This window comes from Acetobacter senegalensis (assembly GCF_001499615.1).
Taxonomy (GTDB): Bacteria; Pseudomonadota; Alphaproteobacteria; order Acetobacterales; family Acetobacteraceae; genus Acetobacter; species Acetobacter senegalensis.
Genome location: NZ_LN606600.1, coordinates 2,158,155 through 2,173,662 on the forward strand (window position 1 = coordinate 2,158,155; position 15,508 = coordinate 2,173,662).

Annotated in this window: 17 protein-coding genes; 7 read left to right on the forward strand and 10 right to left on the reverse strand. The window is 57.3% G+C overall.

Annotation, left to right across the window (positions count from 1 at the left end):
* Positions 1-31: 31 nt before the first annotated feature.
* From ASN_RS09910 to ASN_RS09925, 4 genes are all read right to left on the reverse strand, one after another.
* Positions 32-553 (reverse strand): YcgN family cysteine cluster protein, encoded by a 522-nt coding sequence (locus tag ASN_RS09910; protein WP_058988080.1) that lies wholly within the window; start codon positions 551-553, stop codon positions 32-34.
* A 4-nt stretch (positions 554-557) separates the two neighbouring features.
* Positions 558-902 (reverse strand): hypothetical protein, encoded by a 345-nt coding sequence (locus tag ASN_RS19955; protein WP_167541310.1) that lies wholly within the window; start codon positions 900-902, stop codon positions 558-560.
* A 134-nt stretch (positions 903-1,036) separates the two neighbouring features.
* The gene (locus tag ASN_RS09920) at positions 1,037-2,026 is read right to left on the reverse strand and encodes an extracellular solute-binding protein (protein WP_058988082.1); all 990 of its coding nucleotides are present in this window, start codon (positions 2,024-2,026) and stop codon (positions 1,037-1,039) included.
* 146 nt (positions 2,027-2,172) lie between these two features.
* On the reverse strand, positions 2,173-3,297 hold the full coding sequence (locus tag ASN_RS09925; protein ID WP_058988083.1) for an ABC transporter ATP-binding protein: 1,125 nt from the start codon (positions 3,295-3,297) through the stop codon (positions 2,173-2,175).
* Between the two features lie 67 nt (positions 3,298-3,364).
* On the opposite strand from ASN_RS09925, the gene ASN_RS09930 reads away from it, so the two are divergent.
* From ASN_RS09930 to ASN_RS09960, 7 genes are all read left to right on the forward strand, one after another.
* On the forward strand, positions 3,365-3,667 hold the full coding sequence (locus tag ASN_RS09930; protein WP_006560365.1) for a hypothetical protein: 303 nt from the start codon (positions 3,365-3,367) through the stop codon (positions 3,665-3,667).
* Between the two features lie 38 nt (positions 3,668-3,705).
* Positions 3,706-4,131, forward strand: coding sequence for a phage holin family protein (locus ASN_RS09935; RefSeq protein WP_035382474.1), 426 nt, complete (start codon positions 3,706-3,708; stop codon positions 4,129-4,131).
* A 142-nt stretch (positions 4,132-4,273) separates the two neighbouring features.
* A complete protein-coding gene (locus ASN_RS09940) occupies positions 4,274-4,768 on the forward strand; it encodes a MarR family winged helix-turn-helix transcriptional regulator (protein WP_006560265.1) in 495 nt (164 codons plus the stop codon).
* Between the two features lie 22 nt (positions 4,769-4,790).
* A complete protein-coding gene (locus ASN_RS09945) occupies positions 4,791-4,985 on the forward strand; it encodes a DUF1656 domain-containing protein (RefSeq protein ID WP_006560264.1) in 195 nt (64 codons plus the stop codon).
* A gap of 30 nt (positions 4,986-5,015) precedes the next feature.
* Complete coding sequence (locus ASN_RS09950; RefSeq protein WP_006560263.1) at positions 5,016-5,927, forward strand: biotin/lipoyl-binding protein; 912 nt, start codon at positions 5,016-5,018, stop codon at positions 5,925-5,927.
* Between the two features lie 19 nt (positions 5,928-5,946).
* Positions 5,947-7,461 carry an efflux transporter outer membrane subunit gene (locus ASN_RS09955; RefSeq protein ID WP_058988084.1) on the forward strand — a complete coding sequence of 505 codons (1,515 nt, stop codon included), beginning with the start codon at positions 5,947-5,949 and terminating at the stop codon, positions 7,459-7,461.
* Positions 7,462-7,476: 15 nt separating this feature from the next.
* A complete protein-coding gene (locus ASN_RS09960) occupies positions 7,477-7,761 on the forward strand; it encodes a hypothetical protein (protein ID WP_035382473.1) in 285 nt (94 codons plus the stop codon).
* Positions 7,762-7,950: 189 nt separating this feature from the next.
* Here ASN_RS09960 and ASN_RS09965 read toward each other — a convergent pair whose 3' ends face one another.
* The 6 genes from ASN_RS09965 to ASN_RS09990 all read right to left on the reverse strand — a co-directional run bounded on the left by ASN_RS09965 (position 7,951) and on the right by ASN_RS09990 (position 15,508).
* Positions 7,951-8,406, reverse strand: a complete 456-nt coding sequence (locus tag ASN_RS09965) for a RidA family protein (RefSeq protein WP_086898027.1) — start codon at positions 8,404-8,406, stop codon at positions 7,951-7,953.
* A gap of 64 nt (positions 8,407-8,470) precedes the next feature.
* Positions 8,471-8,890 carry a c-type cytochrome gene (locus tag ASN_RS09970; RefSeq protein WP_058988085.1) on the reverse strand — a complete coding sequence of 140 codons (420 nt, stop codon included), beginning with the start codon at positions 8,888-8,890 and terminating at the stop codon, positions 8,471-8,473.
* Positions 8,890-10,488, reverse strand: coding sequence for a flavin monoamine oxidase family protein (locus ASN_RS09975; RefSeq protein ID WP_058988086.1), 1,599 nt, complete (start codon positions 10,486-10,488; stop codon positions 8,890-8,892). The genes ASN_RS09970 and ASN_RS09975 overlap by 1 nt, the downstream gene beginning before the upstream one ends.
* A 210-nt stretch (positions 10,489-10,698) precedes the next feature.
* Positions 10,699-13,071, reverse strand: coding sequence for a phosphoketolase family protein (locus ASN_RS09980; RefSeq protein WP_058988087.1), 2,373 nt, complete (start codon positions 13,069-13,071; stop codon positions 10,699-10,701).
* Positions 13,072-13,118: 47 nt separating this feature from the next.
* Positions 13,119-14,348, reverse strand: coding sequence for an acetate/propionate family kinase (locus ASN_RS09985; protein ID WP_058988088.1), 1,230 nt, complete (start codon positions 14,346-14,348; stop codon positions 13,119-13,121).
* Positions 14,349-14,803: 455 nt separating this feature from the next.
* Complete coding sequence (locus ASN_RS09990) at positions 14,804-15,508, reverse strand: phosphorylase family protein (RefSeq protein WP_058988089.1); 705 nt, start codon at positions 15,506-15,508, stop codon at positions 14,804-14,806.

Sequence of the window (15,508 nt, forward strand, 5' to 3'; positions counted from 1 at the left end):
GCCCCGTAAGTGAGATCGTGAGGGAAAGAAGCTAGCCTTTACGGGTGTGCACATGGCGTACGGTAGGCCGCTGCTGCGGGTGTCCCGTAACAGGCTCGGCCGGTTCGCCCGGCCATGTAACCAGATAATCTTCCAGATCTCCGGCCTTGCGTTCACTGATGCACCGCCCCGCTGCTGATGCGCCGGATTCTAGCACAGTTTCCGCCGTGCCGGTGAGTAACGGATGCCACAAAGGGAGCGAGCGCCCTTCAGACAGGCGACGGTACGCGCAATCAGGGGGGAGCCAATCCAGCCCAGCCACCATCTCTGGGGTCAGGGTGATGCAGTCCTGTACCTTGCGGTGCCGTTGGACGTAGTCTGTGCATCGGCAGGTTGAAACATCCAGCAGGCGGCAGGCAACGGACGTATAATGAATTTCGTCCGTCTCTTCATCGCGCAGTTTGTGCAGGCAGCACCGTCCACATCCATCGCACAGAGATTCCCACTGTGCTGTGGTCATGTCTTGCAGAGGTGTGGTTTCCCAAAATGGCGTAGTGGCGGAAGATTGTGTCATGACGTTAGAATAAACTGCCTTGTGTGCTCAGGGAAGAAGAAGCCTGTAACAGGCAGACTGAGCCCGCTATCCCCAAGATCACGGCAAGAAGCAGACTAAGCATTAGAGGGCGCCGGATAAGAGGCAGCCAGAGGTAGCGAAGGCGCATTTGGCTGCCTGCCCCTAGTTCCTGCGCGGTCAGGGTCCATGTGGACGGAATGTTTCGCAGGCGGCTGAGAAGCACGAGAGAAAGCAGGGGGCTGATTAGCGCACCTTGCAGGATGGGGAGAGGGAAGGTCGATCCGGTAAGCAGAAAGGGCAGCATTAGTGCGGCGGCTGTGGCAGGGAGCACAATCAGCAGCAAGAGCACAAATATGCGTTGTCCTTGCTTTATCATTAGCGCCACGCAGGAGATGAGGGTAGCCAGACACAGGCCAACCAGTGCCACCCAAAGCGTATGGACAAACAAAAAGGGGAATGACGACAAACGGAGAAACTTTATGGTTAGGGTTCTTCTGCCCAATGTTCAAAACGGGCGGAGATGCTGGCCAGATGGGTGCTCCAGAACGTGTCGTCAACCGGGATGGCCGCGGGGAGGTGCTGTAACTCGGGCAAGCCAGAGGAGATTTCTTTAAGGGACGGGAGCGATGGCCACGCATTGGCGAAAGCCTGCTTCTGGGTCGGATGCTCCAGCCAGGACGCGAAAGCCAGAGCCGTGTTGTCCTGCCCGGAGCTTTTGGGAACACCCCATGCGTAATTGACCTGGAGCCGCTGTGACCAGAACACCCCAAAGCGCAGGCGTTCACTGGGAGATTCGCTAAGAATCTCGCCCGTGGGTACGCAGCCCATCAGTGCACCGCCGCTTTTCAGGATATGGGCGGCTTCCGCTGGGGTAGACCACCACACAATATAAGGCCGGATCTGTTCCAGCTTGTGGAAGGCGCGGTCTAGCCCCTCATCACTGTTGAGAACCCGGTAAAGGGCTTCTGGTGGAACGCCGTCGGCCAGCAGAGCAATTTCCAGCGTAGTGCGCGGATCGCGCCGCAGGCTGCGGCGCCCGGGGTGTCTGGCAACATCCCAGAAATCGGCCCATGTGGGAGCCGTGTCAAAGCGAGAGCGATCCCACGCCATGGCGAAATCAATGGCGGCGGAGGGTTGCCCGCAACTGCTATTGGAATTGTCGGCAGGGTCGCGCGCCAATAGGCCAAGGGAGCAACTGATTTGCAGACTGCTGTCTTCCATCATCACCGCTGCCCAGCGGTGAGGGGAAACGGTTTCCTGTTTGCGTAAAGCGTCGATTTCTCCATCCCACGGGGTGCTGGTTATGGAGCGTTTGAGAAGCTGCGCATAAGGTTTGAACAGAATTTTCTGCTGGGTGGTCGCAATCATCCCCCCAAATGTCAGAACCCGCAGAGGGGCTGCCGCCGGGCGGATGCTGCGACGAGAGGTATGCGTACTGGCCTGTGCGCCGCCGTGTAATAACAGAATCCCCATGGCAAACGCCCCTATGCTGCGCCGCAGAAGGCGGGCAGGGGCTACAGGGGAAGGATGGTCCAGAACAGAAGATGGACGATGTCTGGGGCGGCGGAAAGAAAAAAACAGGGCAACCTCACACAGTTACGGCTTGGCTCTAAGTTACTTTAGCCTGATTTCTGGTCCATCGGGAAGGCGGTTGCGTTTGCTGTTTGCCACGCCAGCAACGCCAGCCGCCCAGGCTCAAGATCCTTGAGGGTATGGACGGGCGGCCGGTGCGCAATAAGTTCCCCTCCATCCTGCATGCGGAAGCGGATATGAATGACGGTGCCAAGGTGACGGGCAGAGACCAATGTGCCGACGACCATGCCCTCGGTTTCCTCTTTTGCAAGGGTGGCGGAGCGTGGAAACATGACGGAAAGCTTGTCCGGCGGGACGCAAATGGCGGCCAGATCATGCTCTTCCAGCCCGTGTGAGGCCATGGCCTCCACGGTCTCACCTGAGGGCAGGCGCAGTTCGGCGCAGTCGTCATCAGTATAAAGCACTTTGCCTGTCAGGACATTGGCCTCCCCAAACGCAACGGCAACGCTTTCGCTCGCTGGTCTTTGCAGCAGGGTGGGCGCATTGCCGAGCTGAAGGAGATGACCGTTCTCCATCACGCCGATGACATCACCCAGCAACAGGGCTTCCGTGCGGTTGTGGGTGAGGAGAAGCAGGCTCAGACCAATGGCGCGCTGGAGCTTTTCAAGCAGCGCTATCTGGCGAAGCACACTTGCATGATCCAGACCGGTGAACGGATGATCCAGAACAATGGCTTCGGGCCTGAGAATAAGGGCGCGTGCAAGTTGGGCGCGAAAAGTCTGCTCTGCGGTCAGCTTGCCGGGCAGCACAGACCGCACGGCGTCCAACCCTGTCAGCGCCAGTGTTTCCGAGACCCGATGGTGCATGGCGCTTTCGGAGAGCTGGCTTCTGGCTTTGAGAGGGAAGAGACAGTTCTCGGCAACGGAAAGATGCGGAAATAGAGGAGTGTGCGGGCCTATGGTGGCCAGCTTCCGGTGTCCGGCGGGTTGGGATGTGACATTCTCTCCGCTCACCAGCAGACTCCCGGCACGGACCGGGAGGTGTCCTGCCAGCGCAAGGGAAAGGGATGCAAAATCCTGTGATCGGTCTCCGATTCCCAAAAGAGCCACACAGCGCCCCGTATGGACGGAAAAGCTGAGCCCTGGCGCGGTTGGGTGATACGTAAAGTTCAAAAGCGCCATTGGCGGTGGCGAGCCATGCGTTGTATGCATGCAACGATGTCCTTACCGATCCGTTAAAAGGGTATCTTCAATAATTATAGAACGAATAGGGTTTTCCATGTCTTCTGATAAGCTCAAGGATGTAAAGGCTGCGGGTGAAAATGCTGCAGAAACGGCCCGCGATGAAATTGAAGCGGTAAAAGCCCACGTTGAACGCCTGATCACCAAACATATCGTGCCTGCATTGACGAACGCTGGTGGCAAAGCCGAGAATTTGACCGAGCAGGCGGTTGCCAATGCGCGTGAACTGGCCAATCATGCGCGCAATGATATTTCCAAGCAGACGCGTGGTCCGTCCTCTCTGGTCTCTATCGCTATTTCTGGCGTTGTGGGCTTTATCCTCGGTCGGTTGTCACGCTGAAGCGTAACGTCATCTGAACGAAGGTAGTCTCGGAGTCCATGCGTATCTTTGAACTTGGCAGGTCAGCCCTGCATGCCCAATCAAGCCTCATGCAGCAGATGGCCATTCGCCTTGGCCGTCAGGCTGCGTTCCTGGTGGTTGCCGCTGTGTTTGGCTTTTTTGCGCTGGTCTCGGGGCATGGACTCCTGTGGGCCCTTTTCCTGTTTACATTCCATTGGGGCCCGGTGAGCGCTGCATTTGCGGTGTTCGCGCTTGATCTGCTGGTTGCACTGATCTGCGTGCTGTTTGGCCGTCGTTCCTATCTGACAACGGCGGAAGTGGATGCACGCATTGCCCGTAACCGCTGCATGACCCAGATGAAGGAATCTGTGACCATGGCGGCTGTTACCGCCACAGTGGCCAGTTCTCTGGGCCGCCACGGCACCCGCAAGGTGTGGGATGTGGTGCGCCGCAAGAAAAACTAAGCGTTTTTCTTTTTCTCTCCGCCTTTGCCCATAGGTTCCATTCCAATTTTGCATTGGCGGGGAAGTATATTTTCTGTGAATGATGAGCCCAGCATTTTGTAAGTGTGCAAACAGTTTGTATACTTGCTAGTATGGGCACCTTATGGAACCTGACCACGATTCCGCTAACAGTCATGAGATCCGCCGGTCCTTCGGGTACCGGCTGGCTCGTCTTGCGTCCGTATGGCGGCGTGAGATTGATGCAGATCTGCGGGAATTCGGGCTGACGGACGCAACGTGGCGGCCCATCTATTATCTCAATTTTTCATCAGCTCCGGTCAGGCAGACTGATCTGGCCCGCTCCCTCTCTCTGGAAGCGCCTTCGCTTGTGAGGCTTCTGGACGTGCTGGAGAAGCGCGGCTTTATTGTGCGTGAAATTGATGAGGATGACCGCCGTTCCAAGCTTGTCAGTATTACGGAAGAAGGGCGGGATGTTGCCGCTCTGGTCAGCCGCGCGGCTGACGAGGTGACAAACCGTCTGACAGCGGATGTCTCTTCCGCCGAACTGGAGCAATGCTGTCATATTTTTGACCGTGTGGAACAGGCTGCCGTTGGACAGAAAGACCAGCCGGCAGGTGAGAGAGAACACGCACGGTGATGGTTGGAACGAGAATGGCGTCATGCTGACGGAATTCAATCTTTTCGGTGTCTTTATGGCGCCGGTTGTTGTCTATGCGCTGGCGGCTCTGCCGCTCACGATGTTTGTACGGTTCGCCTTGTGGTGGAGCGGCCTGCTGGGCTGGTTCTGGCATATCGCGCTGTTCGAAGTCTCTCTTTACGTGTGTATTTTCTGCTTGCTGATCCTGTACGTCTGATCCCCCGATAAAGGCTTTTGAGTCCCCGCAATGCCCCTTCTGCGCACCCTGATACGAGTTATTCTGACCCTGGCGGTCGTCTCACTGGCCATTGTTCTGGGGATAACCCTCTGGAACGTTTACATGATTGCGCCCTGGACCCGTGATGGCCGCGTGCGTGTGTATGTGGTTGACGTTGCCCCTGAAGTTGCGGGAACGGTGGTTCAGATTCCGGTGGTGGACAACCAGTTTGTTCATAAGGGCGATCCCTTGTTCGTGCTGGACCCGGTGCGGTTCCGTCTGGCGATTCGGGAAGCGCAGGCCCGGCTGGATGGCGCGTTGGAAGACCTGAAGCTCAAGCGTAATGATGCACGCCGCCGTATGGGGCTGGGTGGCATTGTGTCAGCGGAAGAGCAGGAAGTCTTCAACTCCAATGTGGCAACCCAGATTGCCTCTGTGGATGCCGCCCGCGCGGCGCTGGATCTGGCAAAGCTGAACCTCCAGCGTTCCGTGCTGTATTCACCCGTTAATGGCTATGTGACCAACCTGAACGTACGGGTAGGGGATTATGCATCTGCCGGGCAGGCCCGGATGGCCGTGATCGATTCTGATTCCTACTGGGTTTACGGGTATTTTGAGGAAACAAAGATGTGGGGCGTGCATGTGGGGGATGAAGCCCGCGTGAAGCTGATGGGGTATAAACCTATCCTGACAGGCCATGTTGTCAGTATCGCCCGTGGTATCAATGACACCAATGGCACCCCCGACAAGCTGGGCCTTCAGGACGTGAACCCCATCTTTACATGGGTGCGTCTGGCCCAGCGTATTCCGGTTCGTATCCATCTGGACCATGTGCCGGACAGCGTGACGCTGGCAGCGGGCATGACGGCGACTGTCAGTGTCGGACCAGAGCCACGTGGGCGTCGGGGTAAGCTGACGACCTGGCTGCAAGATCATCTCTGAGCGCGACGGGAAACGGAAAATGAAGGTTCGTCGTCGCCTCGGCCTGTTCATGGCGTCTTCCATGCTGCTTTCGGCCTGCACAGTTGGGCCGAACTATCAGCCTGATCGCATGAAAGTGCCTGCGCAGTTCAAGGAAGCGGCGGAGGAACACCCCGCAACTCCGGAAGAAATTGCACACACCACTCAGGAAATGACCGAGTGGTGGGCTTCCTTCAATGATCCCATGCTGACCAGTCTGGTGAAGCAGGCGATTGAAGGGAACTTTGATCTCCAGATCGCTGGTCAGCGTATTCTGGCGGAACGGGCTATTCGTGATCGGTCAGCTTCCCAATGGTATCCGCAGATGGACGCCAATATGGGCGGGGGGGATGTTCGGTACTCTCTGAACATTGATAACTGGCCCATTCGTCCGGGTAATCCGCAAAACCGGCCAGAAGCGTCCATGCTGACATATGGTGCCATGGCCACATGGGAAATGGACGTATTCGGCCGTATCCGCCGCGATGTGGAAGCGCACGAGCGCGCGGTGGAAGCGTCCATTGAAGGCCGCCGCGCCCTGTTGATGACGCTGCTTTCCGAACTGGCGTCTGATTACATGCTGCTGCGGGTAACGCAGTTGCAGATTCATATCGCCACGGACAATATCCGGGTGGCCAAGGATGCGGTGGACCTGACCAACAAGCTGTATCTGGAAGGTGTGGGCAACACCTTGCAGATTGCACAGGCGCAGGCGGAACTGGATTCCCAGATTGCGGCCCGTGAACCGTTGAAAACCCGTGTCTCCCAGATCACGCATGCCATTGCAGTGCTGCTGGGGAAAATGCCGGGCGAGTTGGAAGATCAGCTCAAGGTGGTGCGGCCTCTGCCGACGGTTCCCGCATTCCCCGCGACTATGCCGTCTATTGTGATGGCGAACCGCCCGGATATCCGTATGGCGGAACGCAAATATGCATTGGCAACGGCGCAGATTGGCGTGGCGGTGGCCAACCTGTATCCGCACTTTGTTATTCCGCTGACGTTCAACCCCAATGCGTCAGCCATGTACCAGCTCTTTCAGGTGAACGCCATGAGCTGGCAGTTCTTGATGATGGCCAGCCTGCCCTTGATGCATGGCGGCAAGATGACGGCGGAAGTCCGGGCAGCACAGGCATCAGCCGAGGCTGCGCGGTTGGAGTATAGGCAGACGGTGTTGACCGGCTTCAAGGAAGTTGAAGACGCCATGGCCGCTTGGCATGATGATATTGAATATGCCGAGCAACTGCATAAGGCTGCGGAAGACAGTGCGACTGCCAGCGAGCGGGCACGCAAGCTGTACAGTGCTGGTCTGGTTGGCTTTCTGGAAGTGCTGACCACGGAACGCACAACCCTGAATGCCCAGAACCAGGAAGCACTGGCCAAGCTGGAACGTTTGCGTGATGCCGTGAACCTTTACACGGCTTTGGGCGCTGGGTGGAAAGGCGTGCCGCTTACCAACACCACACTTCCTGTTTCTCTTGAAACGCAGAATGTGTTAGCGCGGGCCTTCAAACAGTAATTGCAGGGGGCCGCCATGCGCAGCCAGTCCTCATCTTATGTGCGTCGGCTTCTGCTGATTTCCTTCTGTTTTCTGGGAGGGTTTGCGCTTCTGTGTATCAGCGGCTGGGTCATGGTGGTCAGGAGCAGCCCGCAGGATACGACACTGGTTACGGTGTTTCGCTGGGTGCCTGTCATTCTGGGGGCGTTGACCGTTCTGTTCGGGTTCTATCTGCTTAATCTGCCCGTGCCAGAAGATCCGGAAGATTTTTTTCTGGGTGACGATGCAGATGGAACGGTTGAACGGATGGATGGAAAGTAACCGGCTGTTTGAGACACTTCCCTGGCCAGTTTGGCAGGATTTTTGACTCAGATTGCCTTGGCTGCTTCCGTTGCGTTGGTATTACGAGAGCAAGAGAATAAAAAACCATCCCCCGCTTTTTATGAGCGGGGGATTTTTTCATGAAAGACCTCGAACCTTAAAGTTTGAGGTCTTTTTCAAGCGACTGCCTTATTTTTTGGGCGCGCGTACAGCCGTCACTTCAATTTCGATCAGCCAGCCGGGGTTGGCGAGTTGTGCCACGGCAAAAGCAGAGCGAACCGGCAGATTGGGCTGTTTCGCTGTGCCGAAATACTGGGTGTAGGCTTTCATCATGCCCGCAAAATCAAGCTGTTTTGTGCGTGGGTCGGCCACCATGTAGATATGCATCTGCACGACGTCCCCCATGGTCAGGTTCAGCTTTTTCAGCTCGGCTTCAATGCGCTGAAGAGAGGCAAGCGTCTGGGTCTGCGTGTCACCATAGGCTTCAAGGCTTTTGGGCGGAGCAGTTTTATCCTGCACCGGGGCCCCCATGCCGCTCAGATAGATGGTGCTCGCTCCCGCCGGAACCTCAATGGAGGTCGAGATTGGAAAATCGCCTTCGGCATGACGTACAATGCCCGTTTCAGCCTTGGCCACCAGCGGCATGGCCGTTGTGGCGGCAACCAGCGCCAGCGTACCAGCGGAAAGAAGAGTTTTGGAAAGGCGCACGTTATTCATCCTCTACAGTCAGGTGAGGCCGCATGGCGGCGACGTCTTCAGGCTTGAGCGTGTCAGTATAGTGGTTGCCAAAGTGCGTGCGAACGTAATTCACAACATTGGCCACCTGCTGGTCATTCAGCGCCACACCAAACCATGGCATGCCACCAAATCCGTTCAGCACCACATAGGCCGGGTATTCAGCACTTTGTAGCTTGGGGTTTCCTGCCAGCGCAGGAAAGCGGGCTCCAGCGCCTTCCGCGCCTTTGCCGTCCGGCATATGGCACCCTTGGCAGACATGTTTGTAAACCGCAGCACCATCGGGCAGCGTCTGCACCTTGCCTTCAACTGAGCTGGCGCTGTCAGCATGGGCGACAACCGGCATAAGGGCGGGGGAGAGCAGAAGGGCGGAGAGAAGGAGAATGTGACGCATCAGGCGGCTCCCAGTGCGCGTTTGTGCAGGCGGGTGACGGCATCCAGCGCGGAGAGGATGGCTCCTTCCTGCCAGCAGCCAATGTAGGAAGCGTGTTCACCAGCCAGAACAACCCGGTTATCGACACTGCACAGTGTTTTGTAGTGGGTTTTGCGGGCCTCTTCCGTCCACATGGAGCAGCAGCCGAGAGTCCAGGGCACACGGCTCCAGGCAAAGCTGACGCCGTTTGAAAACTCCTTGCGGTATTGCGGGTGAATGGCCGTGCCTTGGGTCAGGGCGCGTTCAAGCCGTTCCTTGGGGGTCATGCCTGCAAAATCATACGCGGCGGGGCCAAACATATAGCCCCCCAGCAGAACCGCCGGCCCTTTGGAGAAAATACCGTGGCTGGGGTAGGAGATCTGGCTGATCTGCTGGTCAGTAAAGCTGATGCCACCGTAAATCTGATCATCTTCCTCCCAGAAGCGGCGTTTGAATTCCATGCCCATCTTGACCGAGGACGCATAGGGCACGGCTAGAATGGCGGCTTTCATGGCGTCACTCACCTGCACATCCAACTGGGACAGAACGGAGAGCGGAATGGTGCAGACGCAGTAATCGGCCTGGGCCTGGAGCACTGCTCCACCGTTGGCCATATCATTATAGGTAACGGTCACGCCTTTCTGGTCCTGATGCAGGGCTGTGACCTTGCAGTTGAGCGTGATCAGATCCTTCACCTGCCGGGTGAAGCCCTTGCCAATCTGGTCCATGCCGCCAACAGGCTGGAACATGGTGGTCTGCATATCCAGCCGTTCATGAAAGGCCATCCAGTTCCACAGGCCGGACTTCATGACATCGTCCCGTGCGAACAGATCGGAGGGAATGGGCGCGCCATCAATGCCGCCGCCTTGCGGGCGGGCGAAGCCACGGCGAAGGGAACTGGTATTTCCTTTCTTGTAGGTGTAATCCTTCGCTAGGCCACCCCAAGATTTCATGGCCGTGCGCAGATGGTCGCGTTCGTCCTCGCTGACAAGATCGTCCAGCTTGTGCTGATCAATGGCTTTGGCAATCAGTTCGGCCGTGAAGCCGGTGAAATCCGATGCAAATTCCCGATAACGGACAGCCTTGCCGCCAAAGGCCCCCGTGGAGTGTAGCCACGAATTATGATTGAGCTCGATAAACGGTTCGAGCTGGATGCCAAACTCCCGGCAGTAATGCAGGAGCCCCTGATGATGATAGGGGATACGCCACGGGCCGGGGTTGATGTAATTGCCCGGCGCAAACCCCACTTTTTGCGTGGCTCCGCCCAGTTCTGTTACGGTATCGCCACCGCGCAGGCTGATGTTGCGACCACCACTGCGGCTCTGAAATTCAAGAATCTGAACATCATAGCCGGCTTTTCGTAATTCATAGGCAGAGAGCATGCCCGAAAGGCCAGACCCCAGCACGAGAACCTTGGTCCCTTTTTTGGCTCCGCCAAGGGCTGGCGGCCCTTTGAAATCCGTTCCCTGAGCATGGCCAAGACTGGTCATGGCCTGATAAAGGGCGGCGCTTCCTGCCAAAGTGCCAATGCGCGTCAGCAACTGCCTGCGGGTGGGAGGAGAAGAATGAGCTGATGGCATCAATTAACCCCAAGATATCCTAAAAAGCGTTACATCAGAAGCGATCACGGCGGAGGAGTGTCTGGTGGAGCGTGACGGTGCTGTCCAAATGTTCCCTATTGGGAACATTACGTTATCAATTTGAGAGTGACAACAGGTCTGATGAGAGGCAATGAGGGTTTGGGGGCGGCAGGGGCAACTGCCGCTTGAGATGCTCTGAGAAATCCGGGCTTAACGTGCCCAGCTCCAGTTTCGGATTTCCGGCATGTCTTCCCCATATTCACAAACATAGCGTTGATGTTCAGCCAGTTTGTCCTGCACGGCCTGGTGCGCATAAGCCGCTTTGGAGGCCAGCCTTGGTACGCGCCGGATAACGTTGGCAGCCAGATGGAACCGATCCAGATGGTTGCGGACTGTCATATCAAACGGGGTGGTGGTTGTGCCTTCCTCACGGAACCCGTGCACATGGAAGTTGATGGCGTTCCGGCGCTTGTAAATAAGCTGATGCACCAGGGCAGGGTAGCCGTGGAATGCGAAAATAACCGGCTTGTCGGTTGTGAACAGGGTATCAAACGTGGCGTCTGGCAGGCCGTGCGGGTGCTGGTCTGGCGTTTGCAGCGTCATGAGATCAACCACGTTGACCACACGGATTTTCAGGTCCGGAATATGTTTGTTGAGAATACTGACAGCCGCCAGTGCTTCCAGTGTTGGCACATCCCCCGCGCAACCGATAATCACGTCCGGTTCTGAGCCTTTATCATTGCTGGCCCATTCCCAGATGCCAATACCCTGCTGGCAATGGGTGAGTGCGGCATCCATATCCAGCCACTGGAGTTCAGGCTGCTTGCCCGCCACAATCACGTTGATACGGTTGCGGCTGCGCAGGCAATGGTCTGTCACACACAGCAGCGTATTGGCATCCGGTGGCAGGTAGATCCGTACCGTTTCGGCTTTTTTGGTCACCATGTGGTTGAGAAAGCCGGGGTCCTGATGGCTGAACCCGTTATGGTCCTGCCGCCAGACGTGAGAGGTCAGCAGATAATTCAGCGAGGCAATAGGTTGCCGCCACTCGGTTTCAGAAGCTGTTTTCAACCATTTTGCATGCTGGTTGACCATGGAATCCACAATGTGGATGAACGCTTCATAACAGGACATGAAGCCATGACGGCCCGTCAGCAGATAGCCTTCCAGCCAGCCCTGGCACGTATGTTCGCTTAGAATTTCCATCACGTGGCCATCAGGGGAGAGATGGTCATCATAGGAATAGGTTTCCGCGTTCCACGCGCGGTTGGTTACATCCAGAACGGCGTTAAGGCGGTTCGAGTTGTTTTCGTCCGGGGCCACAATCCGGAAGTTCCGTTTATCCGCATTGGCGGCCATGACATCTTTCAACCACGAGCCCAGAATGCGGGTGGATTCCGCTACGGTCTGGCCCGGGGCCGTAATCTGCACCGCATGGGTGCGGAAGTCGGGCAGGCGCAGGGGCCGCAGATGGGTGCCGCCATTGGCATAAGGTGTGGCGCTCATGCGTTTGTCGCCCTTGGGCGCAAGGGCAGCAAGTTCCGGTTTTAATGCGCCTTCGGGTGTGAACAGATCATCCGGTTTGTAGGACCGCATCCATTCTTCAAGCACCGCCAGATGGCCGGGCTTGCTCATATTGTCCACCGGCACCTGATGGGAGCGCCAGTACCCTTCCGTGCGCAGACCATCAACCGTTTTGGGGCCGGTCCAGCCTTTGGGGCTGCGCAGCACGATCATGGGCCATGCGGGGCGGGTGGTGTCTCCCTGTGTGCGGGCCTTTTCCTGAATGGCGCTGATGCTGGCAAACGCCTGATCCATGGCTGTGGCCATGGCCTGATGCATGGGGTCAGGTTCATGCCCTTCCACAAAAATGGGGTCATACCCGCAGCCTTTCAGGAAATCTCTTAACTCGGGCTTGGGAATGCGGGCCAGAATGGTGGGGTTGGCAATCTTGTAGCCATTCAGGTGCAGAATGGGCAGCACTGCCCCGTCTGTCTTGGGGTCAAGAAACTTGTTGGAATGCCAGGATGTGGCCAGTGGCCCCGTTTCTGCTTCTCCATCACCGATCACGCAGGCCACAACCAGATCAGGATGGTCAAAAGCCGCGCCATAAGCGTGGGAGAGGCTATAGCCCAGTTCTCCCCCTTCATGAATGGAGCCAGGCGTGGTTGCCGCGGCATGGCTGGGGATGCCGCCCGGGAACGAGAACTGGCGGAAGAGGCGGGTCATGCCCTCTTCATCCTGCGTTACGTCCGGAAAATATTCTGTGTAGGTGCCTTCCATCCATGTGGAGGCAATCAGCCCCGGAGCGCCATGACCCGGCCCCGCGATGAACAGGATGTTGCGGTCCTGCGCGCGGATAATACGGTTAAGGTGGAGCCAGATGAAGTTCAGGCCGGGCGTTGTGCCCCAATGCCCCAGCAGGCGTTTCTTAATGTCCTCCAGCTTCAGTGGCTCACGCAGTAAAGCATTTTTCAGCAGGTAGATCTGACCAACCGAGAGATAATTGGCAGCGTGCCACCACCTGTTGAACAGGGCCAGATCTGCGGCTGAAAGCGGTGCTGAGGGAGTTTGCGTGCTCATGGAGTGTCCTTTTTCAGGAAAGAGGCCGGAAGCAGGAGGCGCAAGGGTCAGGCCGGAGAGGCTTTGGCCAGTAGATCCAGCGTTGAGATGACATCCTTGCAGATCATCAGTTCTTCATTTGTTGGCTCCACGCGGATGATGACGGAACTATCGGGCGTGCTGATAATGGGGGCATGGCGCTGGTTGGCCTCCGCATCCAGGCGCACACCAACCCAGTGCAGGGCAGTACACACCTCTGCCCGGAGGGCGGCATCATTCTCGCCAATGCCTGCGGTGAAGACGAGCCCATCCAGCCCTTGCAGGATGGCCGTAAGGGCGCCGATTTCCTGCACCACGCGATAGGCGAACAGATTGAGGGCTTCCCGCGCATTGGCAGCTTGTGGAGTGGACGCCTTTGCCTGCTCGCGGAGGGAGCGCATATCTGCCGCAAGACCGGACACGCCCAGCAGGCCGGATTGATGGTAGAGGATATCAACAATGGTATGCCATCCCGCGCCTTCCTCCTGCATCATGTAGAGCAGGACCCCGGGGTCCAGTGCACCGCAGCGCGTGCCCATCATCAGTCCGTCCAGCGCGGAGAACCCCATGGTGGTTTCAATGCTCTGGCCGTTTTTCAGGGCGCACAGGCTGGCCCCGCTGCCCAGATGCGCAACAATGGTTCGGCCCTGCGCAAGTTTGGGATCAATCTCGCGCAGGCGGGAGGAGATATAGGCGTAGGAAAGGCCATGAAAACCGTAGCGCCGTACGCCTGCCTGATCGTATCGGCGGGGAAGGGGTAGTAATTTGGCCAGCGGGGGCATGGTGTGGTGGAAGCCTGTATCAAAACAGGCAATCTGCGGAAGATCAGGGCGTTCGCGCGCGATCACTTTGATCGGGGCGAGTGTAACGGTCTGATGCAGGGGGGCGAAGGGCGTCAGCTTTTCCAGTTGCGCCAGAATATCCGGCGTAATGCGCACCGGAGCGATAAAATCAGGGCCGCCATGAACCACACGGTGGCCCACAGCCACCACTTTCCCTCCGTCAAGATGGCTTTCTATCCATTTGAAAAGCGGACCAAGCGAAAACGGGGCTGTTTTATCCGTATGGTCTGGCTGGCTCCAGGTACAATCCGCCAGAACGGTGCCTGTGTTGTCCACAGCATGAAAGCGTGGGGAGTCGGGCGTTGTTTCAACTGCGCCATGTGCCAGCACGGCTGGAGCAGCGTGTGCCTGCAAACGGAACAACGTGAATTTCAGGCTGGATGATCCGCAATTGAAGGCCAGTATGACGTCTGACAACCCAGGGGCTCCCGTTGCTTGATAGTGGAGAAGGCGTTTGCGAGCATAACGTTAAACGGGTGATGCCCGTATTGATACGCCTCATGCCGAGCACTTTTTCAGGAATTTGTAACAGACAAACGCCGGTCGTCGTTCCCCGAGGCGCAGGGATAGCAAGCAAATCTGCCGCGTGCTGAAGAGTGTGAAAATGCTGGCTGCCGCAATGAGGGAAGGTTGCCTTGCCTGAATAGAATGATTTTTTGGCAGATATCGTGGGGTAAGGCGCGTCTTGTCAGCGCCCAAAAATGTCCGGCTTTTCCGAGAGAATAATGCATACGGGGCGTTAATGCTGAAAAAGGGACTGTTGGGCCGTGTTCTCTCACGACGGAACGAAAAAGGGGCAGCAATAGGGTGAAATGGAAAACGGCTCAGACTGCGTGAGCTTTCCGGCTGAGCTTATTTTTTAAAGAGGCTGTTCAGGCAGCCAAACGCGCAAAGGCCGGTTGGGCGCGCTGGTGGTTCAGAAAAGTCTGCATGGCTGAGCGAGCCATTCCTGCGTCCCGGCCCAGGGCAATAAGCCCCGGAATCTGGCCCGGATGGCGCAGAAGGGACTTTGTAAGCGCCCCAACCTTCAGGCCACCATCGGGTGACAACACTGTGCCTGCAATGGAAGGAAGAGAACGGGTTGCGGGATCACATACCACCCGCAGTACGGCGAATGGTAGCCCAGCCTCATCAGCAGCACGGGCCAGAAAACCACTTTCCATATCCAGCGCAGCACAATGAGAAGACGCGAACAGACGCGCCTTTTCATCCGCGTTCAACACAACATCGTCACTGTGGAGCAATGATCCGCTTAGGACACCAGACTGCCCGGCCCCCAGAATGTGGCGCAAGGTAGCGTCTGCCGTGTAAGCACTGCCCCATGCCGAGACTTTTTCCGGCACGATAATGCTGCCCGCAGGCAAATCCGGGTCGAGGCCAGCGGCAAGCCCGAAAGAGAGAAGGCAATCTGCACCACAGGCCGCAAGGCGAGCGGCTTCCCGCAGGGCGCCCGCACGGCAGGCCCCGCTGGCGGCGATGGCCGCATGCGGAAAAACCTGCCGGATAAAGCGGGCTTCGGCCTTAAGCCCGACCAGAATACCCGGCCGGGATGGGGATGGCTGAGCAGATTGCGCCAT

What these genes read in the sequence shown, in the direction of transcription:
- ASN_RS09910 (WP_058988080.1), bottom strand. Translation starts at nt 553, where the DNA reads ATGACACAATCTTCCGCCACTACGCCATTTTGGGAAACCACACCTCTG.
- ASN_RS09920 (WP_058988082.1), bottom strand. Translation starts at nt 2,026, where the DNA reads ATGGGGATTCTGTTATTACACGGCGGCGCACAGGCCAGTACGCATACC.
- ASN_RS09925 (WP_058988083.1), bottom strand. Translation starts at nt 3,297, where the DNA reads ATGCATACAACGCATGGCTCGCCACCGCCAATGGCGCTTTTGAACTTT.
- ASN_RS09930 (WP_006560365.1), top strand. Translation starts at nt 3,365, where the DNA reads ATGTCTTCTGATAAGCTCAAGGATGTAAAGGCTGCGGGTGAAAATGCT.
- ASN_RS09935 (WP_035382474.1), top strand. Translation starts at nt 3,706, where the DNA reads ATGCGTATCTTTGAACTTGGCAGGTCAGCCCTGCATGCCCAATCAAGC.
- ASN_RS09940 (WP_006560265.1), top strand. Translation starts at nt 4,274, where the DNA reads ATGGAACCTGACCACGATTCCGCTAACAGTCATGAGATCCGCCGGTCC.
- ASN_RS09945 (WP_006560264.1), top strand. Translation starts at nt 4,791, where the DNA reads ATGCTGACGGAATTCAATCTTTTCGGTGTCTTTATGGCGCCGGTTGTT.
- ASN_RS09950 (WP_006560263.1), top strand. Translation starts at nt 5,016, where the DNA reads ATGCCCCTTCTGCGCACCCTGATACGAGTTATTCTGACCCTGGCGGTC.
- ASN_RS09955 (WP_058988084.1), top strand. Translation starts at nt 5,947, where the DNA reads ATGAAGGTTCGTCGTCGCCTCGGCCTGTTCATGGCGTCTTCCATGCTG.
- ASN_RS09960 (WP_035382473.1), top strand. Translation starts at nt 7,477, where the DNA reads ATGCGCAGCCAGTCCTCATCTTATGTGCGTCGGCTTCTGCTGATTTCC.
- ASN_RS09965 (WP_086898027.1), bottom strand. Translation starts at nt 8,406, where the DNA reads ATGCCGCTGGTGGCCAAGGCTGAAACGGGCATTGTACGTCATGCCGAA.
- ASN_RS09970 (WP_058988085.1), bottom strand. Translation starts at nt 8,890, where the DNA reads ATGCGTCACATTCTCCTTCTCTCCGCCCTTCTGCTCTCCCCCGCCCTT.
- ASN_RS09975 (WP_058988086.1), bottom strand. Translation starts at nt 10,488, where the DNA reads ATGCCATCAGCTCATTCTTCTCCTCCCACCCGCAGGCAGTTGCTGACG.
- ASN_RS09980 (WP_058988087.1), bottom strand. Translation starts at nt 13,071, where the DNA reads ATGAGCACGCAAACTCCCTCAGCACCGCTTTCAGCCGCAGATCTGGCC.
- ASN_RS09990 (WP_058988089.1), bottom strand. Translation starts at nt 15,508, where the DNA reads ATGGCGCAATCTGCTCAGCCATCCCCATCCCGGCCGGGTATTCTGGTC.